This window comes from Candidatus Phyllobacterium onerii (assembly GCF_028331445.1).
GTDB classification, from domain to species: Bacteria; Pseudomonadota; Alphaproteobacteria; order Rhizobiales; family Rhizobiaceae; genus Phyllobacterium; species Phyllobacterium onerii.
Genome location: NZ_JAQMHX010000007.1, coordinates 105264 through 127419, shown reverse-complemented (window position 1 = coordinate 127419; position 22156 = coordinate 105264). Strand labels below are relative to the sequence as shown.

22 protein-coding genes are annotated in these 22156 nt (G+C 56.8%); 10 read left to right on the top strand and 12 right to left on the bottom strand.

Going from position 1 to position 22156, the window contains the following annotated elements:
• Window positions 1-5: 5 nt before the first annotated feature.
• Genes PHA01_RS17240 through tsaD form a run of 4 tightly spaced genes read right to left on the bottom strand, consistent with a single transcriptional unit; the run spans window position 6 to window position 2811 of the window.
• Window positions 6-434 carry an EVE domain-containing protein gene (locus PHA01_RS17240; protein ID WP_271897634.1) on the bottom strand — a complete coding sequence of 143 codons (429 nt, stop codon included), beginning with the start codon at window positions 432-434 and terminating at the stop codon, window positions 6-8.
• 8 nt (window positions 435-442) lie between these two features.
• The gene (locus PHA01_RS17235) at window positions 443-733 is read right to left on the bottom strand and encodes a YciI-like protein (RefSeq protein WP_271897632.1); all 291 of its coding nucleotides are present in this window, start codon (window positions 731-733) and stop codon (window positions 443-445) included.
• A gap of 15 nt (window positions 734-748) precedes the next feature.
• The gene (locus PHA01_RS17230) at window positions 749-1735 is read right to left on the bottom strand and encodes an NAD(P)H-dependent glycerol-3-phosphate dehydrogenase (RefSeq protein ID WP_271897630.1); all 987 of its coding nucleotides are present in this window, start codon (window positions 1733-1735) and stop codon (window positions 749-751) included.
• Window positions 1732-2811, bottom strand: coding sequence for a tRNA (adenosine(37)-N6)-threonylcarbamoyltransferase complex transferase subunit TsaD (gene tsaD / locus PHA01_RS17225; RefSeq protein ID WP_271897628.1), 1080 nt, complete (start codon window positions 2809-2811; stop codon window positions 1732-1734). The genes PHA01_RS17230 and tsaD overlap by 4 nt, the downstream gene beginning before the upstream one ends.
• Window positions 2812-2905: 94 nt before the next feature.
• Between tsaD and hemC the strand changes: the two genes are divergently transcribed.
• The 6 genes from hemC (at window position 2906) to PHA01_RS17195 (ending at window position 9014) form a co-directional block, all read left to right on the top strand.
• Window positions 2906-3835, top strand: coding sequence for a hydroxymethylbilane synthase (hemC, locus tag PHA01_RS17220; protein WP_271897626.1), 930 nt, complete (start codon window positions 2906-2908; stop codon window positions 3833-3835).
• 58 nt (window positions 3836-3893) lie between these two features.
• Window positions 3894-4571, top strand: a complete 678-nt coding sequence (locus tag PHA01_RS17215) for a uroporphyrinogen-III synthase (protein WP_271897624.1) — start codon at window positions 3894-3896, stop codon at window positions 4569-4571.
• 110 nt (window positions 4572-4681) lie between these two features.
• Window positions 4682-5986, top strand: coding sequence for a COG4223 family protein (locus tag PHA01_RS17210; RefSeq protein ID WP_271897621.1), 1305 nt, complete (start codon window positions 4682-4684; stop codon window positions 5984-5986).
• Between the two features lie 10 nt (window positions 5987-5996).
• A complete protein-coding gene (locus PHA01_RS17205; protein ID WP_271897619.1) occupies window positions 5997-7676 on the top strand; it encodes a heme biosynthesis protein HemY in 1680 nt (559 codons plus the stop codon).
• Between the two features lie 117 nt (window positions 7677-7793).
• A complete protein-coding gene (locus tag PHA01_RS17200) occupies window positions 7794-8270 on the top strand; it encodes a tellurite resistance TerB family protein (protein ID WP_112525128.1) in 477 nt (158 codons plus the stop codon).
• A gap of 9 nt (window positions 8271-8279) precedes the next feature.
• Complete coding sequence (locus PHA01_RS17195; RefSeq protein WP_271897617.1) at window positions 8280-9014, top strand: glutamine amidotransferase; 735 nt, start codon at window positions 8280-8282, stop codon at window positions 9012-9014.
• A gap of 5 nt (window positions 9015-9019) precedes the next feature.
• Here PHA01_RS17195 and PHA01_RS17190 read toward each other — a convergent pair whose 3' ends face one another.
• Together PHA01_RS17190 and aqpZ are read right to left on the bottom strand one after the other, a co-directional pair.
• On the bottom strand, window positions 9020-10261 hold the full coding sequence (locus tag PHA01_RS17190) for an MFS transporter (RefSeq protein ID WP_271897614.1): 1242 nt from the start codon (window positions 10259-10261) through the stop codon (window positions 9020-9022).
• A 126-nt stretch (window positions 10262-10387) separates the two neighbouring features.
• Window positions 10388-11110, bottom strand: a complete 723-nt coding sequence (gene aqpZ / locus PHA01_RS17185; protein ID WP_271897612.1) for an aquaporin Z — start codon at window positions 11108-11110, stop codon at window positions 10388-10390.
• Window positions 11111-11369: 259 nt separating this feature from the next.
• Between aqpZ and PHA01_RS17180 the strand changes: the two genes are divergently transcribed.
• Both PHA01_RS17180 and PHA01_RS17175 read left to right on the top strand, forming a co-directional pair.
• Window positions 11370-11660: a YggT family protein gene (locus PHA01_RS17180; protein ID WP_112525134.1), complete on the top strand. Its 291-nt coding sequence runs from the start codon at window positions 11370-11372 to the stop codon at window positions 11658-11660.
• Between the two features lie 10 nt (window positions 11661-11670).
• Entirely contained in the window at window positions 11671-11973 is a 303-nt protein-coding gene (locus PHA01_RS17175) for a DUF167 family protein (protein ID WP_271897818.1), read from the top strand.
• Window positions 11974-11977: 4 nt separating this feature from the next.
• On the opposite strand, the gene ppa is transcribed toward PHA01_RS17175, so the two are convergent.
• The 6 genes from ppa to PHA01_RS17145 form a co-directional block, all read right to left on the bottom strand.
• Entirely contained in the window at window positions 11978-12514 is a 537-nt protein-coding gene (gene ppa, locus PHA01_RS17170) for an inorganic diphosphatase (protein ID WP_112525138.1), read from the bottom strand.
• Window positions 12515-12683: 169 nt separating this feature from the next.
• Complete coding sequence (locus PHA01_RS17165; protein WP_271897609.1) at window positions 12684-13190, bottom strand: GNAT family N-acetyltransferase; 507 nt, start codon at window positions 13188-13190, stop codon at window positions 12684-12686.
• 120 nt (window positions 13191-13310) lie between these two features.
• Window positions 13311-15140 carry a translational GTPase TypA gene (gene typA, locus PHA01_RS17160; protein WP_112525232.1) on the bottom strand — a complete coding sequence of 610 codons (1830 nt, stop codon included), beginning with the start codon at window positions 15138-15140 and terminating at the stop codon, window positions 13311-13313.
• Window positions 15141-15278: 138 nt separating this feature from the next.
• Window positions 15279-16664, bottom strand: coding sequence for a magnesium transporter (gene mgtE / locus PHA01_RS17155; protein WP_271897606.1), 1386 nt, complete (start codon window positions 16662-16664; stop codon window positions 15279-15281).
• Between the two features lie 381 nt (window positions 16665-17045).
• Complete coding sequence (locus tag PHA01_RS17150) at window positions 17046-19487, bottom strand: GcvT family protein (RefSeq protein ID WP_271897604.1); 2442 nt, start codon at window positions 19485-19487, stop codon at window positions 17046-17048.
• Window positions 19484-20395: a choline/ethanolamine kinase family protein gene (locus PHA01_RS17145; protein ID WP_271897602.1), complete on the bottom strand. Its 912-nt coding sequence runs from the start codon at window positions 20393-20395 to the stop codon at window positions 19484-19486. The genes PHA01_RS17150 and PHA01_RS17145 overlap by 4 nt, the downstream gene beginning before the upstream one ends.
• 322 nt (window positions 20396-20717) lie before the next feature.
• Between PHA01_RS17145 and PHA01_RS17140 the strand changes: the two genes are divergently transcribed.
• Together PHA01_RS17140 and PHA01_RS17135 are read left to right on the top strand one after the other, a co-directional pair.
• Window positions 20718-21485, top strand: coding sequence for a DeoR/GlpR family DNA-binding transcription regulator (locus PHA01_RS17140; protein WP_271897600.1), 768 nt, complete (start codon window positions 20718-20720; stop codon window positions 21483-21485).
• Window positions 21486-21544: 59 nt separating this feature from the next.
• Complete coding sequence (locus tag PHA01_RS17135; RefSeq protein ID WP_271897817.1) at window positions 21545-22111, top strand: methylated-DNA--[protein]-cysteine S-methyltransferase; 567 nt, start codon at window positions 21545-21547, stop codon at window positions 22109-22111.
• Window positions 22112-22156 lie beyond the last annotated feature (45 nt).

Below are 22156 nucleotides of genomic sequence, written 5' to 3'. Positions count from 1 at the left end.
CGAATTCATTCCGGTGCTGGAACCAGTCCGCCCATACGACAAACCTCTTTCCATTCGTCCGGTTGCACTGGCTGCACCGATAGCCGCATGGACGTAACCAGCGCCATCTTTTCCAGTTTCGGATTAGCCTTGACGTCCTTCAATGTCACGGGATTAGGCACATCCTTGACCGCGCGGATGTCGACGCATTCCCAGCGCTGATCTTCGGTGCTCGAATCATGATGCGCAAGGGCACAAACCTCGACGATACCGACGACGTCCAGACCTTCATTGGAATGATAGAAGAAACCTTTATCACCGATTTTCATGGCACGCATATTGTTGCGTGCCTGATAGTTGCGCACACCGGTCCACTCTGTGCCCTTGGACCCGGCGGCTTTCTGGTTGTCCCACGACCATGAATCAGGTTCTGATTTGAATAGCCAAAATGCCATGATAGCACCTATTTGTTGTCAGGATTCTTGATTGCCCAGTTCCACGGGCGGATGTCGACCGAGGCGAAAAGCCCAGCCTTGGCATAGGGATCATTCACTGCAATTTCCTTTGCTGCAGCAAGGTCAATCGCGTCGACGACCACCAGGCTGCCGTTTGGCTTGGCGTCATCGCCAAGGAACGGCCCGGCAAATTTCAGGCCATCACCTAGGCTGTTCAAATAGTCGAGATGAGCCGCGCGTGTGTCGAGGCGCAATTGCAGATGATCAGGCTTGTCGTTGCACAGAAGGGCATAGAGCATTCATTGTCTCCCGGTTTAACTCTCGTTCTTTAGCGGCCGCGCCAGTAGCGCCTCCATGGCCTCGTCGATGGTGATGTGGCGGTCGAGTATTTGGGCTACAGTCGCAATAATAGGCGCTTCGATATTGTTGCGGGCGGCAAGTTCCGCGGCGATGGCAGCCGTTGCCACGCCCTCGGCCAACGGTCGGCCAATCAAGTCTTCCCCACGTCCGAGCGCAAGCCCGTATGAATAATTGCGTGATTGCGGCGTAGAGCAAGTAAGCATGAGATCACCAAGTCCCGAAAGACCCATGATCGTCTCCGGCCTTGCGCCCATAGCCTCGCCGATCCGCCGCAATTCGACAAACCCGCGGGTGACAAGTGCCGCTTGGGCGCTGGCACCAAAACCGCGGCCTATGGCGGCCCCGGCGGCAATGGCGAGCACATTCTTGAGTGCGCCGCCGATTTCCACACCGATCAAATCATCGGTCGAATAACAGCGGAAAGTTGGTCCGGACAGCACCAGGGCGATGCGGTCGGCAAGCGCCTGACTACGAGCGGCGACTGTTACCGCGGTCGGCAATCCCTTTGCCACATCGGTTGCAAAACTTGGCCCGGAAAGGGCTCCAAGAGCCTGGTCAGGCATAATCTTGGCAACCAGTTCGGACATCAGCTGGCCACTGTGTCGCTCTATGCCCTTGGCGCAAATCACCAACGGTGCGGCGATTGGAATGAGGTCTTTCAATTCCTGTATGGCATTGGAAAGCGCTTGCGCCGGAATGACGCAAAGGATCAGGTCAACTCCAGCCAGAACTTCCCGAGCGTCGGTACTTGCCGTTAGTGCTGGATGCAGATCAATTCCCGGCAGATAAGTCTCGTTGCGATGCGCCTTGTTGATGGAATCGGCGGTTGTGGCGCTCCTGGCATACAGTCGGACTGCATTGCCGTTACGGGCGGCCATGGTACCAAGCGCAGTACCCCAGGCACCTCCTCCAACCACGGCAATCGAAGGCTTGTGGCTCATGCCTTGGCTCCGCGCCGGCCAGCGCCGATCAAAGGCGTTGAATGCATGTCCAACGGCCAGCGCGAGCGCGGGGCAATATCGAGCGAATCGGCAGGTGTGAGACCAGCCCGTTCGGCACCTGCCCACGCAATCATTGCGGCGTTGTCCGTGCAAAGGGCCATGGGTGGCGCGATGAAGCGGAAGCCATTATCCGAGCATAAACGCTGCAGACCGTCGCGCAGAACCTTGTTAGCGGCAACACCACCGGCAACAACCAATACCGGTTTCTCGACGTCCGGGAAACTCGCGCGAAACCGTTGCAGCGAGAGCGAAACCCGGTCGTCTAGTGTGTCGGCGACGGCGGTCTGAAAGGCGGCGCAAATATCATTGACGTCGGTTTGTGACAATGGCTCCAACGTTGTCGCCAGTTGCCGCACCGCTGTTTTTAAACCTGAAAAGGAGAAATCCAGCCTCTCCTCGCCTTTCAACGGACGCGGCAGGGCGAATCGGCTGGGATCGCCGAGCAGAGCCGCCTTCTCCACTTCCGGCCCTCCCGGGTAGGGCAGGCCGAGTAGTTTGGCGGTCTTGTCGAATGCTTCACCGAGGGCATCGTCTATGGTTGTGCCTAGCCGCTCATAGTCGCCGAGACCTTTGACCAGAACCATCTGCGTGTGGCCGCCGGAGACGAGCAGCAGCAAATAAGGAAAATCAATGCGATCGGTCAGGCGCGGGGTCAGCGCATGGCCCTCAAGATGATTGATGGCGTAAAAAGGCTTCTGACCGGCCATCGCTATCGCCTTTCCGGTCATCAAACCGACAATCAATCCGCCGATCAAGCCCGGACCGGCGGTGGCAGCCACAGCATCGACATCATCCAGACTCATCTGAGCTTCGTGCAACGCCTGGCCAATCAACCGATCCAGTACTTCGACATGGGCGCGCGCAGCAATTTCCGGCACCACGCCGCCATAGGGCGCGTGTTCGTCGATCTGGCTCAGGACGACGTTCGAAAGAATGCGCCCGTGGCCTTGGTCGTCGCGCTCGACTACCGCCGCCGCCGTTTCGTCACAGCTTGTCTCAATACCTAGTACCCGCATCGGTAAACCTGATATCCTTCGCCGTATTGTCGACCTGCCAAAAGGTCGTTAGTAGAACGCTCAACTCGAATTCGCGTAACACGGACAGCCGCCAATGGAAACAAAAACGCTCAAGATTGGTACACGTGGGAGTGCACTGGCGCTCGCACAAGCCCATGAGACGCGTGACCTTCTGATAAAGGCCCACGGACTTCGCGAAGAAGACATCGAAATCGTGGCCATTTCCACCAGCGGTGACCGGATACAGGATCGACCCTTGGCTGAAGTTGGCGGAAAAGGCTTGTTCACGCTCGAAATCGAGGAACAGCTTGCCGACGGGCGCCTCGATCTCGCCGTGCACTCATCAAAGGATATGCCAACCGTTCTGCCACAAGGCCTGCATCTGTCGGTCTTCCTCGAACGGGAAGATCCTCGTGACGCCTTTATTGGCCGCGAGGTAAAATCCTTCATGGATCTGCCGAAAGGGGCGGTAGTGGGCTCCGCATCGTTGCGGCGGCAGGCGCTGATCCAGCGTGCACGCCCCGATCTCAAAGTCATAACTTTTCGCGGGAATGTCGAGACGCGGCTGCGTAAGCTCGCGGACGGCGAGGTGGATGCAACATTCCTTGCTTATGCTGGTTTGAAACGTCTCGGCCTTGGACATGTTGTTACCGAGCTTATGGATGCAAAAGCTTTTCCACCAGCCCCTGGACAAGGCGCAATCACGGTAGAGAGCCGCATTGGGGATGATCGCGTCGATACGCTGTTAGCGCCGCTCAACCACCTGCCGACCTCAACGGCGCTGGCATGCGAACGCGCGTTCCTCGGTTCGCTCGATGGTTCCTGCCGTACGCCAATCGCCGCTCTGGCGACGGTATCGGGAGGGAGCCTGCGATTCCATGGCATGATACTCTTGCCAGATGGCAGCGAGGTACACGAGGTCACAGGTGAAGGTGCACTCTCTGACGCTGTCCAGATCGGCCACGATGCCGCGCTGCGGGTGCGTAAACTCGCCGGACCACACTTCTTCACGGATTGGTTCTGACATGAGAACCGTTTTGGTCACACGGCCTCGGCCGGGCGCGACCAAAACTGCCGAACGTTTGCTTGGCGATGGCTTCCTGCCTTTGGTTTTGCCCCTGACCGAGATTGTTCAGCTTCCGGTAAAAACGCCCAGGGGAAAATTCGACGCGGTTGCGGTGACAAGTGCGAATGCATTGCGGCAGGCACCGGACAAGATGTTGCAAACGTTCCTTTCATTGCCCTGTTTCGTTGTAGGGGAAGCGACCGCAGCTGCGGCGCGCGCCCGCGGGTTTGAAACGGTGACAACGGGAGACAGGGATGGTGCGTCGCTTGCTCAGACCATAGGTGAGGAGTTATGCGCCGGCGCCTGCGTTCTTTATATGACAGGGCGCGTTCGCGCGCCGGATTTTGAGCATGCTCTCCGTACACTAGGTATGCATTTTAAGCCAGTGATGACCTACGATACTGTTTTAGTCAGTTATACGACTGAGTTTCTGGTAGAATTTTTCGGCAAGGGTAAGATCGATCATTGCCTCCTGTATTCTCGTTGGGGCGCTGAAGAGTTCTTGCGTCTGACAAGCCAGATGGAAATCGCCCATCATTTTGATAACACATCGATTTTCTGCCTCTCTCCTCGTGTTGCAAACGCTCTGGCTGGAGTGAACAAGGTCTTAATCCATGTCGCACACAGGCCGGATGAGGATGCTCTCTTCGACCTTCTGCAGCAGGCACAGGTTTCTCCCCGCTTACCGCAATGAAAGCGTGTGGTTTCGCAACCGCAACTTCCTTGCTAACTTCGGGTCACGAGAAGTCTGAGAGCGAGATTCCATATGATCGGATCTCGCTCTAAGTTCAGGAAAGTCTGTCCATGGCCAAATCATCCGTTCCGCGTCATTCGAAGTCTGCCCGCAAACCCGTGACAATCGAACTGGCGCCATCGGCGGTCAACAAGACTGCGTCCAGCGCAGCTGGCGTACCCCAACCCGAACCCGTCGGCTTCGACCCAACCGCCAACGCGAAGGCAAATGCGGCGGAAAAGTCAAAGGAAACGCCGAGCGTTGAGCCGCGCGGAGATGCGCCACCGAGTTCAGGCTTTTCGGAGACCGGGCAGTCATTCGGGCGAACGAATTCTCAATCGACCGCTTCGCGACCAACGGTGTCATCCTCTGGATCAAAGCCAAATGACCCATTGGGTCGCATTGTGTCCGGAGTCATTGGCGGCATTGTCGCTCTTGTCGGTGCCGCGGCCCTGCAATGGGCAGGTGTCCTGCCATCGCCAAAGGCGGATACTTCAGCACTCGAGCAGCAGGTAGCTGAATTACGAAATGCGCGACCAGCGGCTCAGACGCTGGATGAAGGTGCGCAAGTAGCGCTTAACGGCGCTGTAGAGAACGCCAAACAGGCTGCAAGCCAGGTCACTGGTCTTTCCGCGGAGCTTGTCGCAATCAAGCAAAGCATTGCGGATATTCAGAAAAATGCTGGTTCCGGCCCAGTCGTCGATACCAGTGGCATTGATACGCGTCTTGCTGCTCTGGAGACCCGGCTGAACAGCAGTCAGCAACAGGCGGAGCAGGCTGGCGGAGTCGCCGCGGGGGCTACTGAGCGGTTGAATGCGCTGGAGGCGAAAGTCAACGACCCCTCGGCGCAGGCCAATATGGCACTTGCCATGGCAGCAACGGGCATGAAAGCCGCTATCGATCGCGGCGAACCGTTCGCGGCCGAACTGGATACTTACGTCGCGGTTGCGCCAGCAGCAGGAGAGGTCGAGAGCCTCCGGGAGTTTGCTGCGAAAGGCATTCCGACGCTCAACGTGCTGGTCAGCCAATTCGCTGATGTCGCTCCCAAAATCATTGCAAGCGCTCATACAGTCGATCCGAACGCCGGGGTGGTCGATCGCTTGTGGGCAAGCGCGAGTAGCTTGGTGCAGGCGCGTCCAGTCGGGATGGTGGAGGGCGAGGGTGTCGATGCAATCACGGCACGGATCGAAGCGCATTTGAACGCAGGCGATCTTGGTGCTGCCATTGCCGAATGGGAGAAGCTGCCGGAGAATGCCAAGGCTCTTTCCATGGATTTCGCCAATGCGATGAAGGCCCGGCAAAAGGCCGGGGACGTCGTGTCGAAGGCCTTGTCTGATGCGCTGACCGGCATCAAGTCCCCAGCAGCGGCTAATTAGGAGCAAGATCATGATTCGTATTCTGTTCTTCCTTCTTGTCGTTCTGTTGCTCGGCGTCGGTTTCGCATGGCTTGCAGATCGGCCTGGCGATCTCGTCGTTACGCTTGCCGGCATGCAGTACAAAGTCACGCTGATGGTGGCAGCTTCTGCGATCGTCGCGATTGTCGCCGCAGTCATGCTGACGTGGTGGATTGTCAAAAGCCTCGTCACATCGCCTTACGCGCTGCGCCGTCATTTCCGCGCGCGCAAACGCGATCGGGGCTACCAATCGCTGTCGACCGGACTGATCGCAGCAGGTGCTGGTGACGGCGAGACCGCACGCAGAATGATCAAACAGGCTGAAAAACTGCTGAACGTCGATCAGGAGCCGCTGATCAAACTGCTTGACGCCCAATCCGCCATGCTCGAAGGGCGTCCCGAGGATGCGCGGGCCAAATTCGAAGCCATGCTCGAAGATCCGGAAACGAAGCTCCTCGGGTTGCGGGGGCTTTACCTTGAAGCGCAGCGCCTTGGCGCACGCGATGCTTCAAGGCACTACGCTGAAGAAGCCGCTTTGCTGGCCCCGAATGTCGAATGGGCAGCGTCGGCGGCTCTTGGCCAGAAAACAACGCATGGTGATTGGGATGGAGCGCTCTTGCTGCTCGAAAAGCAGAAAGCGACCAAGCAGGTCGACAAGGAGAAGGCTAAGCGCGAGCGCGCGGTGCTCTTGACGGCCAAGGCAATCGAAACCTTCGAAAGTGACCCCGCGAGTGCCAAATCGACCGCCATAGAGGCCAACAAAATGGCACCTGATCTCATACCAGCTGCGATCATCGCCGCAAAAACGTTATTCAGCCAAGGCGACTTGCGCAAAGGATCGAAAGTCTTGGAATATAGCTGGAAGAAGCTACCTCATCCGGAAGTTGCCGAAACGTATGTGCACGCGCGGCTTGGCGATTCGGTATTGGATCGCCTCAAGCGCGCCCGTCATCTGGCGTCGCTCTATCCGCACCACCCTGAATCGAGCTTGGCCATCGCCCAAGCCGCGCTGGCTGCAGGTGAGTTAAGGGAGGCTAGGGAAGCAGCGGAAGCGGTACTCCGCAGTGCACCGCGAGAGAGTGCATATCTTCTGCTTGCCGATATAGAAGAAGCGCAAACCGGCGATCAAGGCCGCGTCCGGCAATGGCTGTCGCGTGCTGTCAAAGCGCCACGCGATCCCGCCTGGACAGCCGATGGCTACGTTTCGGAACGCTGGGCGCCGGCATCTCCGGTGACTGGCAGGGTCGACGCCTTCGAATGGAAGGTTCCTGTTGAACAGCTTGGTCCGGTCATCGATTCCGGCGATGATTTCGACAGGGCTTTGGCAACAGAACCAACGCGGCCTCGCGAAGAAGTGAAGCCGCTCGTGTCGGCCAGGGCGGTCGTTCTGGAAGCAGAAAAGCCAGCTTCCAAGGAAGATCATGGCCATGCGGATGTCGTGGAAGCCGAAATCGTGCAACTTGAGCCACCGGAAAAGCCTACGGAACGGCCGGTCGCTAAGTCCACAGAAACGGTCAATCCCGAGAGAATAGCTTCCGTTTTACCTGCATTTCCGGAAAAGCCACTGAAATCCAAGGAAAAGGATGAGGAGTTCGTTTTTCCTGTGCCGGATGACCCGGGCGTGCGGCCTAAGGATGGAGCGGAGCGAAACAAGAAGTTCCGGCTTTTCTAATCATTGAAACGTGATGGCTGCGGCCGTCTTTGCGGCAAGATGTACAGTGGTTTAGGCGTATAAACAGCGATATGGGTGGATGAGTACCATCTGGATAGACGCGAAAGATTTCCCTTTATGCTCGATAGTCTTGTGACGTTTTTCAAATCCTTGCCGTCGGGTGACAACAGCAAGGAGCATTTTTCAAAGAAAGATCCGCGTCTTGCGGCAGCCGCCTTGCTGTTCCATGTGATGGATGCAGACGGTGACCGCGGCAAGGTGGAACGCAAACGCGTTTCACAGCTGATTTCCGAGGCCTATGGCCTGAAGGGCGAGGCGCTGAAGCGATTGCTTGACGAAGGTGAACAGGCGGATCAGGAAGCAGTCGACCTTTACAGTTTCACCAGCATCATCAAGCGCAATCTTGACGAAGAGGCTCGCATCAGATTCATTGAGCTGATGTGGGATGTCGTCTTCGCAGATGGCAGCGCGCATGAGCTGGAAGATAATGTCGTCTGGCGTGTCGCGGAACTGATCGGCGTATCGACACGCGACCGGGTGACCATGAAACGACAGGCGGCGGTTCGCGCAAAACAGACGGTGCAAGAGGAATAGGCCGAGCGAATGTACCAAACTGGATGGATGGAAAGCGGACAGTCGCATCGTCCCAAGATCCTGACGGTGCTACACCAGGAGCGTTCCAGTCCCGGCCGCGTCGGCCATTTGTTGGTCGAAGCAGGGTTTGCCCTCGACATTCGCCGTCCTCCCCTTGGAGATACGTTGCCCGAAACGCTGGAAGACCATGCAGGAGCTGTCATTTTTGGCGGTCCGATGAGCGCCAATGATTCGGAAGACTTTGTACGCGCAGAAACCGATTGGCTGGCCATACCACTCGCAGAAGACAAGCCCTTTCTCGGCATTTGTCTGGGCGCGCAGATGCTTGCCAATCATTTGGGCGGTCGTGTTGGGCCTCATCCCGACGGCCTTGTCGAAATCGGCTGGTATCCGCTCGAACCGACGGAAGCCGGTCGCGCTCTGATGGACTGGCCGTCGATGGTTTATCATTTCCATCGCGAAGGTTTTGAATTGCCACAGACTGCAACCCTGCTGGCGACGGGCAGCTCCTACCCCAACCAGGCGTTCCGGTATGGCAAGAATGCCTGGGGCGTTCAGTTCCATGCGGAACTGACACGGGCCATGATGCATCGTTGGGTTGTACGTGGCGCGGAAAGGTTTACCCTCTGCGGCGCGCAGCAAGGCCGCGACCATCTGGACGGCCGGATGATCTATGATGCAGTGCTCAGGGCCTGGTTGCACCGCTTCCTTGCGACGATTTTTGGGGTACCTGTATCGGCTTGAGCTGATTAGGTCCTGCCCTGCAAATTCCGCGCTTTGCGCAATTGCGGGAACCAATAGGCCCAAAGGCCGGCAACCGCCACCGTTCCAAGGCCACCAAAAACAACGGCGGGCACGGTACCGATCAGTGAAGCCATGACGCCAGCACGGAATTCGCCCAATTCATTGGATGCGCCAACAAAAACCATGTTGACGGCATTGACCCTGCCTCGCACATGATCCGGCGTCCACAATTGCAACAGCGTCTCGCGGATATAGACGCTGATCATGTCGGCTGCACCCATCAAGGCAAGCACTACGATCGACAACCAGGCAATATCGGAAATACCAAACATTACCGTAAGCAGTCCGAAGAGCGCTACGAATGCAAACATGATCATTCCAGCATGATCGCGAATGGGATGCCCGGTCAACCAGACCGCCGTCACAATGGCACCTATACCCGGTGCTGCCCTCAGCATGCCCAAGCCCCACGGGCCGAGCTGCAAGATATCGCGCGCATAAACCGGCAGAAGTGCCACGGCTCCACCGAGCAGCACAGCAAACAGATCAAGCGAAATCGCGCCAAGAACAACCTTTTCCTTCCAGATGTAGTGGAAGCCGGCCAGTAGAGTTTGCAGCGATCTTGTTTCGTGCAGGGTATGCTGGGCAGGTTTGGCGATAGAGAAAGTGCTTAGAGTTGCGATGACAAGCATTGCACTGGCGACGCTGTAGGCTGCGACAGGAGAAACACCATAGAGCAGGCCCCCGGCGACCGGTCCGACGATCGTTGCAATTTGCCAGGCCGAGGAATTCCACGACACGGCGTTGGAAAACGTCTCCGCCGGCACAAGATTAACGACCAACGATGAGGATGCAGGTCCGAGGAAGGCTCTGCCAATACCAAATCCCGCGAGGATGATGAAAACCAATGCCGGCGTAAACAGGTGGTTTATCGTCAATAGCAGCAGCAGAACGGCGCAAATCACCTCGACGCACAATGAAAGTCCCATAATCAGTCGTCGCCCGAACCGGTCGGAAGCTGCACCGGTAATGAGCACGAGCAGAAGCGATGGCGCGAATTGTACAAGTCCAACAATGCCCAGATAGAAGGGGTCGCGCGTCAGATCATAGATTTGCCAGCCGACGGAGACGCTAATGATCTGGATGGCAAATGAACCAAAGAAGCGTGCCAGCCAATAGCGGGTAAAGGACGAATGGCGAAACGCGGCATATCGATCATGCGCAGCATTCGTTTCGGAGATGGTCATTTCGTTGAAAGGCTCCGGAATCGGGAGCTTTCTTCTAAACCAGTTTAGGGAGAATGGGGATAAGGAAAATCAGAAATATTATGAGAGGGAAAGCAAATGGGCCGGCTCGAACCGGCCCATTTTGGTTCAAGCCGCGTTTACAACTGCAGTGACGGAAGCGTCTGAATCTTTGCTGAGCAAGGATTTCCAGATAATTGCACCGAGTACCGCACCAATGAGCGGGGCGACCCAGAACAGCCAGAGTTGGCCAAGCGCGGCGGTTTCTGCGAAAAGGGCGACGCCGGTAGAACGAGCCGGATTGACGGAGGTATTTGTCACCGGAATCGAAACTAGATGGATAAGCGTCAGGCCGAGACCAATAGGGATTGGTGCAAACCCAGCCGGAACGGAAGCCGAGGTCGCACCAAGAATGATCATGATGAAGAAGGCAGTGAACACGATTTCTGTGACAAGCGCGGCGACCAGGCCGTACTTGCCGGGCGAAAGGTCACCATAACCGTTGGAAGCGAAGCCGCCAGCGGTGAAGTCGGCCTTACCGGATGCAATCAGGTAAAGGACGGCAGCTGCAACAATCGCGCCAACAACTTGTGCGATCCAGTAGGGAATGAGATCCTTGAAGTCGAAGCGTCCTGCAACGGCGAGGCCGAGCGAAACAGCGGGATTGAAATGGCCGCCGGAAATTCCGCCGACCGCATAGGCCATGGTTAGAACCGTAAGACCAAACGCAAAGGCAACACCAAGCAAACCAATACCGACATCGGGAAATGCAGCGGCAATAACGGCACTGCCGCAACCGCCGAGGACAAGCCAGAATGTGCCGAAGAACTCGGCCGACAGTTTATTGAGCATGGAAACCCCCTTGGATGAAAAGCGGGCCGGGATAGCCCGAATCACGACGCAAATTTATTCCGGTTTTTTAAATTCAACAATATCGGTCAAGATCAAGTCCTCGTAATACCTTAGGCGCATTTGACGCCCTGAATAGACGGGCCATGAATACTGCCACAATAATACTTGGAGGGGCTGTGCTCCATTTTGTCGGTGATCGCAACCTCTTGCTCGCGGGCCAGCCAATCGCTACATGTCGTGGAAATCTTAGGAGACCTGTATGCTCGCCCTTATCCGCACCATCGATCTGGCTCTCGACATTTACACCTGGATTCTCATTGCCAGTGCGATCTTCTCATGGCTCTATGCCTTCAACGTCATCAATTCGAGCAATCGCTTCGTTGCTTCGATAGGAGATTTTCTCTATCGCGTCACCGAACCCGCATTGCGACCCATTCGTCGCTTTCTTCCTGACCTCGGGGGTATCGATATTTCTCCGATCGTACTTTTGTTGATCATATTCTTCATTCGCCAGTTTCTCTGGACCACGATCGCCCCGATTCTGGTTTGACTAGAACACCATCGTATTCCGCGCGGAGTGTAACGGGGTCACTCTCTTTGTGCGGCTGACGCCGAAATCGGTAAAGGACGCTATTGAAGGTGTGGAAGAGACTGACGACGGGCGCTTTCATCTGAAAGCACGGGTGCGTGCGGTTCCTGAACACGGCAAGGCCAATGCAGCGCTGGTAAAGTTGCTGGGTATTGCGGCGCGAGATGTAACCATTGCTGCAGGAGCAACGTCGCGGCTGAAGCAGGTAAGAATTTCGGGCGATCCTGACGAACTGGCTTTAAGACTTACCGTTCTCGAACCGCCCGAAGATTGATCGATCAGGCCTTTTTGGCGTTGTGGCGTTCGATCGCTTCGGTGATGAGTTGGCGGGCGGCATCTTCATCGCCCCAATCCCCAATCTTAACCCATTTGCCGGGTTCCAGATCCTTGTAGTGCTCGAAGAAATGCTGGATCTGTTTGAGCGTGATGTCGGGAAGATCGGTGTAATTGTGCACCTTCTCGTACCGTAACGTCAGGTGAGGTGAAGGAACGGCAATGATCTTTTCGTCCTGCCCCTTATTGTCTTCCATGACGAGCACACCAATTGGACGAACATTGATCACACTCGTAGGCATCAGCGCGCGCGTGTTGCAGATCAATACATCGATGGGGTCTCCATCATCCGACAACGTATGCGGCACGAAACCGTAATTGCCCGGATAGGTCATGGGCGTATGCAGGAAGCGGTCGACGAACAACGCGCCCGAATCCTTATCAAGCTCGTATTTGATCGGTTGACCGCCGACCGGGACCTCGATGATAACGTTTACATCTTCAGGGGGGTTGTTGCCGACAGCAATGGCATCGATGCGCATATTTTCAGAGTCCTTATGAGTATGGAAGTCCTGTACTGATTTTTATACCGCGGCGCAACAATGCCGTCGCCCCTACGTAAGGAAAACGATTGATAGGCTTATTGAGCGCGAATGGCAAAACACAACTCGGGATTTGAGCTGCGAAGGAAGACTCTGGCCTAAACCAGCATCAATTCCAGACAAAAGCGACCTTCTTGAGGGTCTTGCCATCGAAACACTCGACACCCTCGGCGACATCGCGGCCACCGGCGCTCTGATAGAATGAAATCGCAAGGTCATTGTCCTCGAGCGCCCAGATCACCAGACCCTTCAGGCCTTGATCGCCGAGACTGCGGCGAGCGGCACCCAGGAGGCGGGTACCCAGACCGAAACCCTGATATTCCGGCCTGACGTAGAGTTCGTAAATTTCACCTTGTTGCTGCAACTGGCGGGCGCGGTTTGGCCCAAGCGTCGCGTAACCGGCAACGATACCGCCGACATCGGCCACGAGGATCTGTGTCGAGCGCTGGATTGCCTTTGCCCACCAATTGGCGCCGCGACGCTCCAACATATTGTTGAGCGCGCGGTGGGGTATGATACCTGCGTAGGCGCCCTGCCAGGCAGCCAGATGAATGGCTGAAATCGCCACCGCATCGGCCATATGCGCCCGTCTTATCTCGATCACATGGGTGTTCATGGTCCTTTAACCATAGACCCGCAACGCGCGAGTTCGCAACATCCAAAAAAGCGTTTGGGTATGCACGAAAACAAAAAAGCGGCGAAGATCGCCGCTTTTTTTCACGCAGAACATCTATGGTTAGGCAGCGCCTGCAGTCTTGCTGCTCTTTTCGAAACGTTTGCGTTCGTTTGGATCGAGGTAAAGCTTGCGCAGACGAATTGACTTCGGAGTTACTTCCATCAGCTCGTCGTCCTGAATCCAGGCAAGAGCACGTTCCAGTGTCATGCGGATCGGCGGGGTCAACTTGACAGCTTCATCCTTGCCTGCGGCACGAATATTGGTCAGCTTTTTGCCCTTGAGGATGTTCACTTCAAGATCATTGTCGCGCGAATGGATGCCGATGATCATGCCGGCATAGACCTTTATGCCAGCCTCGATAATCATTGCGCCGCGATCTTCAAGGTTCCACATGGCGAAAGCTACGGACTCTCCCTGATCGTTGGAGATCAAAACGCCATTGGTACGGCCGGCGATTTCACCCTTGAAAGGCTCGTAGGCACGGAAAAGGCGATTCATGATCGCGGTGCCGCGTGTATCGGTCAAAAGCTCCGACTGGTAGCCGATGAGTCCGCGTGTCGGCGCATAGAATACCATGCGAACGCGATTACCACCGGATGGACGAAGCTCGACCATTTCAGCCTTACGTTCGGACATCTTCTGGACCACGGTGCCGGAATATTCCTCGTCGACGTCAATCAGCACTTCTTCGATGGGCTCAAGCAAAGTGCCGGAGTCGTCTCTTTTCAAAACGACGCGAGGGCGCGATATGCTAAGTTCAAAACCCTCGCGGCGCATGTTTTCAATGAGAACCGCGAGCTGCAATTCGCCGCGACCCGAAACGAAGAACGAATCCTTGTCGTCGGATTCCTCGACCTTCAGCGCAACATTGCCCTCAGCTTCCTTCATCAGGCGGTCGCGAATGACGCGACTCGTAACCTTGTCGCCCTCGGTGCCAGCCAGCGGACTGTCGTTGACAATAAAGGACATGGTAACAGTCGGGGGATCGATCGGCTGTGCATGCAGGGCTTCGGTCACTTCGAGCGCGCAGAACGTGTCGGCGACGGTGCCTTTCTGCAGGCCTGCGATAGCGACGATGTCACCGGCGTGTGCTTCTTCGATCGGCTGGCGTTCAAGACCGCGGAACGCCAGGATCTTCGAGATACGGCCCGTCTCAAGCTGGGTGCCATCGCCATGCAAGACTTTGACCTGCTGGTTCGACTTGACGGTACCAGAATGAATGCGGCCGGTGATGATGCGGCCAAGGAATGGGTCGGCTTCAAGGATGGTGCCGATCATCTTGAATGGACCTTCACCGACAGTGGGCGCCGGGACATGGTCGAGAACCATGTCAAACAGCGCTGCCAGACCCTGATCCTTCGGACCTTCCGGGCTCGTCGCCATCCAGCCGTTACGGCCGGAGCCGTAAAGGATCGGAAAATCAAGCTGTTCGTCCGTAGCATCAAGAGCGGCGAAGAGGTCGAAAACTTCGTTCACGACTTCTTCGTGGCGGGCGTCGGGACGATCGATCTTGTTGATCGCGACGATTGGACGAAGGCCAACTTTCAAAGCCTTGCCAACGACGAACTTCGTCTGCGGCATGGGCCCTTCAGCAGCATCAACCAGGACGATAGCGCCGTCCACCATGCTGAGGATACGTTCGACTTCGCCGCCGAAATCAGCGTGGCCCGGGGTATCGACAATGTTGATACGTGTATCTTTCCAGATGACCGAGGTCGCCTTGGCAAGGATGGTGATCCCCCGCTCGCGCTCTATGTCATTGGAATCCATCATCCTTTCGCCGACCCGCTGATTGTCGCGGAAATTGCCCGACTGTTTCAAAAGTTCGTCAACGAGCGTGGTTTTGCCATGGTCAACGTGTGCGATGATCGCGATGTTGCGCAGTTTCATAAGGTTCTCTTTTGGAGGATTGTGGACGCCATCTGAGCTGCGCCGCTTTACATTTGCGCGCTCCATACATGTTTTTTCGCAAATGCGAAAGGGGGCAAAGCGTTTTGGTCTGCATGGCTGCCATGCAGACCAAACGCTTTAAAGCAATGTTCCGGACAGGATAACCAAGGCAATACTGAAGTAAATCACCAATCCGGTTACATCAACAAGCGTGGCCACGAACGGCGCTGAAGCGCTCGCAGGATCAAAGCCGAGTTTCTGCATGGCGAATGGCAGCATCGACCCGGCCAACGAGCCGAATGTCACAATTCCGACCAGCGCTGTACCGACGGTTGCGGCGACGAGGGGCCAGTGCTGGCCATAGTCATAGAGACCCAACATTTGCCAGGTCGAAATCCGAACCACGCCAATCAGCCCGAGGAACGAGCCGAGCACGAGGCCTGTCGGGATTTCGCGCAATGCGACCCGCCACCAATCCTTCAACCGCAATTCCTGCAAGGCCAGGGCGCGGATGAGCAAAGACGTGGCTTGAGAGCCGGAATTGCCGCCGGAACTCATGATAAGCGGGATAAAAAGGGTCAAAACGACTGCTTTCTCCAATTCCCCTTCAAAATGCTGCATGGCGCTGGCGGTCAGCATTTCGCTTAAGAACAGCACGCCGAGCCAACCGGCGCGTTTGCGCAGCATCTGAACGAAACCGATTTGCATGTAGGGCTTGTTCAAAGCCTCCATGCCGCCGAACTTCAGAGTATCCTCGGTCATCTCCTGCGTCATGGCGTCGATCACGTCATCGACAGTGACGATACCGATGATCTGAGCGCCATCATTTACGACGGGGACCGCAAGCAGATCATGCTTGCGGAAGAGCCGTGCCACATCTTCCTGATCGGTCAGCGGGGCAACAGTCACAGGGGCAACGTCGCGGCCAACACTCATGATCGAAGCGTCCGGTTCGCTGGTGATCAGGCGGCGCAGGGTTACGACTCGCAACAGATTTTTTGTTGCCGGATCAGTGACATAGATGGCATAGATGGTCTCTCTCGACCGCTCCACTTCGCGAATGTGCTGCAGCGTTTGCGCGACGGTCCAGTTGGAGGGCACGCTGACGAATTCGGTCGTCATCAGGCTACCCGCCGTGTGTGGCGGATAACGCAGGAGCTTGCGCAATGCGCCCGTCGTTTCGGGCCCGAGGCCGACGACAAGCCGGGCCCGGGTCTCCGTATCGAACTCATGAAAGATGTCGGTGACACGGTCGATCGACATTGCGTCGAGAAGTTGCCGTGCGGTCTCGGCCGGCAATCCCCTTACTATGCCGGCCGCGTCATGCAACTCCGGCTGATCCAGGATCAGGACGGCGTGCTCGTGCGGCATGTCGGCAAGAATCTCAATGGATTCAGATAGTTCGAGCTCATTGAGAAGCTCGATCGCATCCGCAGCATGCATGGTTGCAAGCTGTTCTGCGAGGGTCAGTACGGGTGCCAGCTCGGCATTGTCCGCACCTGTGGGAAAGCGAAGATCGTTCATTTAGCTCGCCTTTCTGTCGATCCGCCGTCACAGGGGATCGAGGCGAGCTGATCTCAGATCAGGCCACGATCGCCGTTGACGGCGCAAACAATCGACTACTACTGTCGTCGCTGGGCATGAGAGATTTAACTCCGGTTGAAGATATACAGACTTGTGGACACAGGTCCGCACGATGTGCATTTGGTCCTGTCGAAGGCCAAAGTCAAGTCTTTTGATTTGCTGCGAAAAACACAACTTCGTGCAACTAAATCTCGCTCTCCGATTGATAAATTTGCGCCGGAATCGATGATTGTTGTGTGGGTCTTGCCAATTCTTGCGCAGGATTCGACTCATCTTGCGCCAAAAACGCAGGTGACTGCGAGTTTTCCGTGTGGGAAGGCTCTAGCCCTTCACCCGCGCATTTTCGGGGTCATACAGTGGCTCCAGATGGACTTCAGCAGCGTAACGATCATTGGCGACGATGAGCTCGTATTTGCCCTCGTTGAGGAAAGCATCGCTGATGCCATCGGCGTTGCGCACATAGCCCAGACCGATCGGACGATCGACCGTGTAGCCATAGCCGCCGCTGGTGAGATAGCCGACCGGCTCGCCATTGCGCAGGATGGTCTCGCGGCCGAGCAGTACGACGTCCTTGTCCACGACTGCGAACGTTGCGAGGCGTTTTTTGAGCGGAGCGGCATGGATGGCCTCGCTCGCCTGCCGTCCAACGAATTCGGTATCCTTGCGCAGTTTCACCGCCCAGCCGAGCCCAGCCTCGAAAGGTGAGTCATTCGGGGTGATGTCGGAACCCCAGGCACGGTAGCCCTTTTCGAGACGCAGGGATTCCAGCGCGCGATAGCCGACCGGCCTGATGTCGAATTCCTTGCCGGCTCGCATCAGGGCATCGAAGACTGCTCCGGTTGCAGCTATTGGCACATGCAACTCCCAGCCGAGTTCTCCGACATAGGTGACGCGCAGCGCCCTAACCGAAGTACCGGCGATCTCGATCTCGCGAACATGGCCGAAGGGAAAAGCACCGTTGCTGACATCTGTGTTGGTGACCCCGGCTAGCACGTCGCGTGCCTTGGGGCCCATCAGCGACAGGGTTCCGAAGTCCTCGGTTACGTCGGTGAGTTTCACATCCAGGTCCTTGCCGATGTGATCCCGGATCCAGGCGAAGTCATGAGTGCGAAAGCCGGTGCCGGTGACAATGTAGAAGCGGTCGTCGGACAGCCGCGCAACGGTCAGGTCGCACTCGATGCCTCCGCGCGTATGCAGGAGCTGCGTATAGGTCAGGCGGCCTGAAGGTTTCGACACATCATTGGCGCAGATGGTGTCGAGGGCCTTTGCGGCGCCCCTGCCGGTCAGTTCGAACTTGGCAAAGGAAGACTGGTCGAAAATGCCAACCTTGTCGCGCACGTGCCGGTGTTCTTCTCCGACGGCATCGAACCAGTTCTGGCGGCCCATGGAATAGACGTCTTCCGCGGGCATCCCTTCCGGCGCAAACCAGTTGGGACGCTCCCAGCCGAGCTTGGAGCCGAACACGGCGCGATGCTTCTGCAAGCGCTCATAGAGCGGCGAGACGATGGCGGGGCGCCCGGACACATATTCCTCGTGCGGAAAGCCGATCGTGTAGTGTTTGCCATAGGCTTCCAGCGTGCGGTCGCGGACCCAGTCGCGGTTGCGGTGGAGATTGGAGAAGCGCCTGATATCGACGGTCCAGAGGTCGAGCGGCGCTTCTCCATCGATGGCCCATTGTGCCAGCACCCAGCCCGCGCCGCCGCCGGAGGCGATGCCAAACGCGTTGAAGCCGGCCCCGACGAACATGTTGGAACATTCCGGTGCGACGCCGAGGATGAAATTGCCGTCCGGCGTGAAGCTCTCCGCGCCGTTGATCATCTGCTTGACGCCAACGGTTTCGAGCGCGGGGATACGTTCGATCGCAGCGAGCATATGCTGCTCGAAATGATCGAAATCATCATCGAACAGGCGGAATTGCCAGTCGTTCGGCACATCGCCGGTCATCCAGCTTTGCGGATTGGGCTCGTAGCCGCCCATGACCAAACCGCCGACTTCTTCCTTGAAGTAAGTACGGCGGTCCGGATCCCGGATCGTCGGTGCATTGGATGAAAGCCCGTCGATCTTTTCGGTGATGATATATTGATGCTTGACCGGCTGCAGCGGCACATTGATGCCAGCCATCTCACCGACCTGCCGCGCCCATTGGCCGGCGCAATTGACGACTTTTTCGCAGGCAATGTCGCCCTGGTCGGTCTTGACCTTGACGATCCGGTCGCCATTCATCTCGAAGCCGGTGACGCGTATGTTCTCGATCAGTTTTGCGCCATGCATGCGGGCGCCGCGCGCCAGTGATTGGGTGATGTCAGAAGGGCTGGCCTGCCCGTCGGTTGGCAACCAGCTCGCGCCAATGAGATCATCGACACGCATCAGCGGGAACATGGCCTTGACCTCCTGCGGGGAAAGGAGGTGCATTTCCATGCCAAAACTTCCCGCAGTGGTTGCGAGGCGGCGGAACTCGGTCCAGCGGTCCTGATTGGTGGCCAGGCGCAAGCAGCCGGTCATTTTCCAGCCAGTCGCAAGGCCGGTTTCCTCATCGAGCCGTTTGTAAAGATCGACGGAATATTTGAGCACGCGGGTAATCGAGGCGGAGGAACGCAGTTGCCCGACCAACCCCGCCGCGTGCCATGTCGAGCCGGAGGTCAACTGCCCCATCTCCAGCAATACCACGTCCGCCTTGTGATCCTTGGCAAGATGATAGGCCGTCGAGCAGCCGATAATCCCGCCGCCAATGACGACGATCTGGGCATGGGAGGGGAGGGTCATGGGGCCGTCTTTCCGTATATGCTTCTGTAGTGATCGAGCGCCTGATCAAGCTTGGATAAATTCTCGGTAGTATAGGCGACGTAGTCAACGCCCGGTGCATCGAGATAGAGCTCGGAAACCATGCTCCACATGGCTTCGCGTAGCAGCGAGGCGCATTGCATGGCGTCATGGGCGCGCTTGAGTTCGCGGTCGGGCGCGCCTTGAAAATAGGCGGCAAGCAAGGCTTCGGATTCGTCTTCGCTTAATCCCGCATTGGAGGCAAGGCCGGCAAGATCGAACATCGAAGTCGAAAAACCGGCATACTCGAAATCGATCAGCCAGAGGCGATTGCCATCATCGAGTATATTGGCAGGCAAGAGATCGTTGTGGCTGAAGATGATCGGCAGCGGCCGTTGCACCGCTTCCATTTCCGCGGCGATGGCGAGATAGCTAGCAAGGTGCGGTACCATGCGGCTCGTCCCGGCCTGCAGCGTGCGGGCATAATCACGGATGACGTGGAAGACCCAGAACATGAAACCGGGCCCACGAATATGTTCGGGCATTGTCATATGGAATTGCCGGATCATCTGCGCCACGCGTGAAATATTGGCGCGAACATCGCTTGCGGAATAGGTGTGTGCGCCGAGGAATGCGGTAACCATGACGCCGTCGCCCGCATGGAACAGTTCGGGGGCGAAACCGGCGCGATGCGCCGCCTCGGACGTCATCGCCTCGCGGTCGCGGAACACGTGGTGAAATGGATAGTCCTTGCCGAAGCGCACGACATATTTGCGATTGTCATCCTTGACGACATAGCTCTCGTTGCTGATGCCGCCCTTCAAAAGAGCAACATGAATATCGCCCTGCCAGAGCGGCAGAGCGGCAATGCGTTCTTTAATTGTAGAAGAGATTGCAGAAGGTACTGTCATCGGCTGACAAATGCGTGGTTCGACAGACTCACCATGACGGCGTTGATCTGTTGAGGGAGGGTTGTGGGCTCTCCAAGAACAGGAATCCGTCTGTGGCAAAGACTTCTGTTTCGCATCCCCATAACTGCTTTTTGATTATTTGCAGGGATACTCCCCCTCATGATGAGCCTGTCGAACCACGTATTTATCTAACAATGTGACTTTCCGCCTTTATATCACCTATGTCAACAGGTTATTGTGGTGATTTGTGGCTTTGACGACGAATTTGTGGGAATCGTGTGGTAGTCTTGTGGCTAATCTACTCCTAGCTAAGGTTTCGGGCATGAATTCCAAACGACACGGCGAAATAAAACGGCTGCTACAGGAGGAGGGAACTATTTCGATCGCCGATCTGGCGCAAAAACTTGGCGTATCCCTGGAAACGATCCGGCGCGACGTAAAGCCTATGACCGATGAGGGCATAATCGTCAAAATCCATGGTGCCATCGGCCTGCCGCAGCATCTGGGTGAAGCGCCTTTCGAGATACGCATGCGCGAAAACGCCCCGGCCAAGCGCATGATTGCGCAATGGGTGGCGCGGACTATCCAGGACGGCGAATCCATCATGCTGGACACCGGTACGACCACGAGTTTTCTCGCCCGCGAGTTGCTGCAGCACCGCAACCTGACGGTCGTAACCAATTCATCCGATATTGCCCGAACGTTGGCGACCGTGAATGGCAACAGGGTTTTCATGGCGGGCGGCGAGTTGCGCCGGGATAGCGGAGCGGCCTTCGGGGTCTCGGCCATCGAATATGTCAACCGTTTCAGCGTCGCCCATTCTGTTATTTCCGTTGGCGCGATGGATGCGGTCGGCGGGCTTACAGACTACGACCTGGAAGAGGCGGAATTTGCCCGCACGGTATTGTCGCGCGGCACACGCTCGATCGCCATCACAGACGCGGCGAAATTCGGCAAGCGAGGCCTGGTTCAGGTCTGTGGGTTTGGCGGGTTCGGTGAACTGGTGACCGACCAGGAACCGCCGACCGACATCATGCAGGCGCTGCACGCTGCGGGTACAATTGTGAACATTGTCGACGGGAAAGCATGAATCGGGTGGGCGGCGCACTCTAGCATGATAGAATCACGCGTGAATCGGAGATTTACGTGATGAAGATCTTGCTGCGGAAGTCCATTCAGACGCCTCTCGGCCCGATGATTGCGATGGCGGGCGATGAAGGATTGTCATTGCTGGAGTTTGACGACCGGCCGGCCTTGCCGGCGGAGGTCGAGGAACTCGAAAAACGCTATGGTTATTCCATAGAACCTGGCCGCAATGCCGTGCTTGAGCAGATCGAGGCAGAGCTCGCCGATTATTTTGCCGGCAAGCTCACCGGGTTCGAAACACCGCTTGTGCTGCCGGGCATGGCATTTCAGCGGCAGATATGGTCGACACTGCAGACTATCCCTTATGGGGAAACACGCACATATGGCGGCATCGCACGGGATCTGGGCAAGCCGGGTTCAAGCCGTGCCGTGGGTGCGGCCAATGGGCAAAACAGGGTTGCAATCGTCGTACCGTGCCACCGCGTGATTGGTGCGGATGGCTCGCTGACCGGTTATGGCGGCGGGCAGCGGCGCAAGCGCTTCCTGCTCGACCTTGAACACCGGATATTCGCCGGCATGGCCAGGCGGCCCGCGTTCCATCCGATCACTGCGCAGGGAAGCTTTCTTTAGCTCTTTGGTTTTGCGCAATTCCGGACGGAAAGCCGCCTCCCACTT

What these genes read in the sequence shown, in the direction of transcription:
- mgtE (WP_271897606.1), bottom strand. Translation starts at nt 16,664, where the DNA reads ATGAACGATCTTCGCTTTCCCACAGGTGCGGACAATGCCGAGCTGGCA.
- PHA01_RS17190 (WP_271897614.1), bottom strand. Translation starts at nt 10,261, where the DNA reads ATGACCATCTCCGAAACGAATGCTGCGCATGATCGATATGCCGCGTTT.
- PHA01_RS17230 (WP_271897630.1), bottom strand. Translation starts at nt 1,735, where the DNA reads ATGAGCCACAAGCCTTCGATTGCCGTGGTTGGAGGAGGTGCCTGGGGT.
- aqpZ (WP_271897612.1), bottom strand. Translation starts at nt 11,110, where the DNA reads ATGCTCAATAAACTGTCGGCCGAGTTCTTCGGCACATTCTGGCTTGTC.
- tsaD (WP_271897628.1), bottom strand. Translation starts at nt 2,811, where the DNA reads ATGCGGGTACTAGGTATTGAGACAAGCTGTGACGAAACGGCGGCGGCG.
- ppa (WP_112525138.1), bottom strand. Translation starts at nt 12,514, where the DNA reads ATGCGCATCGATGCCATTGCTGTCGGCAACAACCCCCCTGAAGATGTA.
- PHA01_RS17140 (WP_271897600.1), top strand. Translation starts at nt 20,718, where the DNA reads ATGAATTCCAAACGACACGGCGAAATAAAACGGCTGCTACAGGAGGAG.
- PHA01_RS17165 (WP_271897609.1), bottom strand. Translation starts at nt 13,190, where the DNA reads ATGAACACCCATGTGATCGAGATAAGACGGGCGCATATGGCCGATGCG.
- PHA01_RS17145 (WP_271897602.1), bottom strand. Translation starts at nt 20,395, where the DNA reads ATGACAGTACCTTCTGCAATCTCTTCTACAATTAAAGAACGCATTGCC.
- PHA01_RS17210 (WP_271897621.1), top strand. Translation starts at nt 4,682, where the DNA reads ATGGCCAAATCATCCGTTCCGCGTCATTCGAAGTCTGCCCGCAAACCC.
- PHA01_RS17205 (WP_271897619.1), top strand. Translation starts at nt 5,997, where the DNA reads ATGATTCGTATTCTGTTCTTCCTTCTTGTCGTTCTGTTGCTCGGCGTC.
- PHA01_RS17150 (WP_271897604.1), bottom strand. Translation starts at nt 19,487, where the DNA reads ATGACCCTCCCCTCCCATGCCCAGATCGTCGTCATTGGCGGCGGGATT.
- PHA01_RS17195 (WP_271897617.1), top strand. Translation starts at nt 8,280, where the DNA reads ATGTACCAAACTGGATGGATGGAAAGCGGACAGTCGCATCGTCCCAAG.
- PHA01_RS17200 (WP_112525128.1), top strand. Translation starts at nt 7,794, where the DNA reads ATGCTCGATAGTCTTGTGACGTTTTTCAAATCCTTGCCGTCGGGTGAC.
- PHA01_RS17135 (WP_271897817.1), top strand. Translation starts at nt 21,545, where the DNA reads ATGAAGATCTTGCTGCGGAAGTCCATTCAGACGCCTCTCGGCCCGATG.
- PHA01_RS17180 (WP_112525134.1), top strand. Translation starts at nt 11,370, where the DNA reads ATGCTCGCCCTTATCCGCACCATCGATCTGGCTCTCGACATTTACACC.
- hemC (WP_271897626.1), top strand. Translation starts at nt 2,906, where the DNA reads ATGGAAACAAAAACGCTCAAGATTGGTACACGTGGGAGTGCACTGGCG.
- PHA01_RS17240 (WP_271897634.1), bottom strand. Translation starts at nt 434, where the DNA reads ATGGCATTTTGGCTATTCAAATCAGAACCTGATTCATGGTCGTGGGAC.
- typA (WP_112525232.1), bottom strand. Translation starts at nt 15,140, where the DNA reads ATGAAACTGCGCAACATCGCGATCATCGCACACGTTGACCATGGCAAA.
- PHA01_RS17235 (WP_271897632.1), bottom strand. Translation starts at nt 733, where the DNA reads ATGCTCTATGCCCTTCTGTGCAACGACAAGCCTGATCATCTGCAATTG.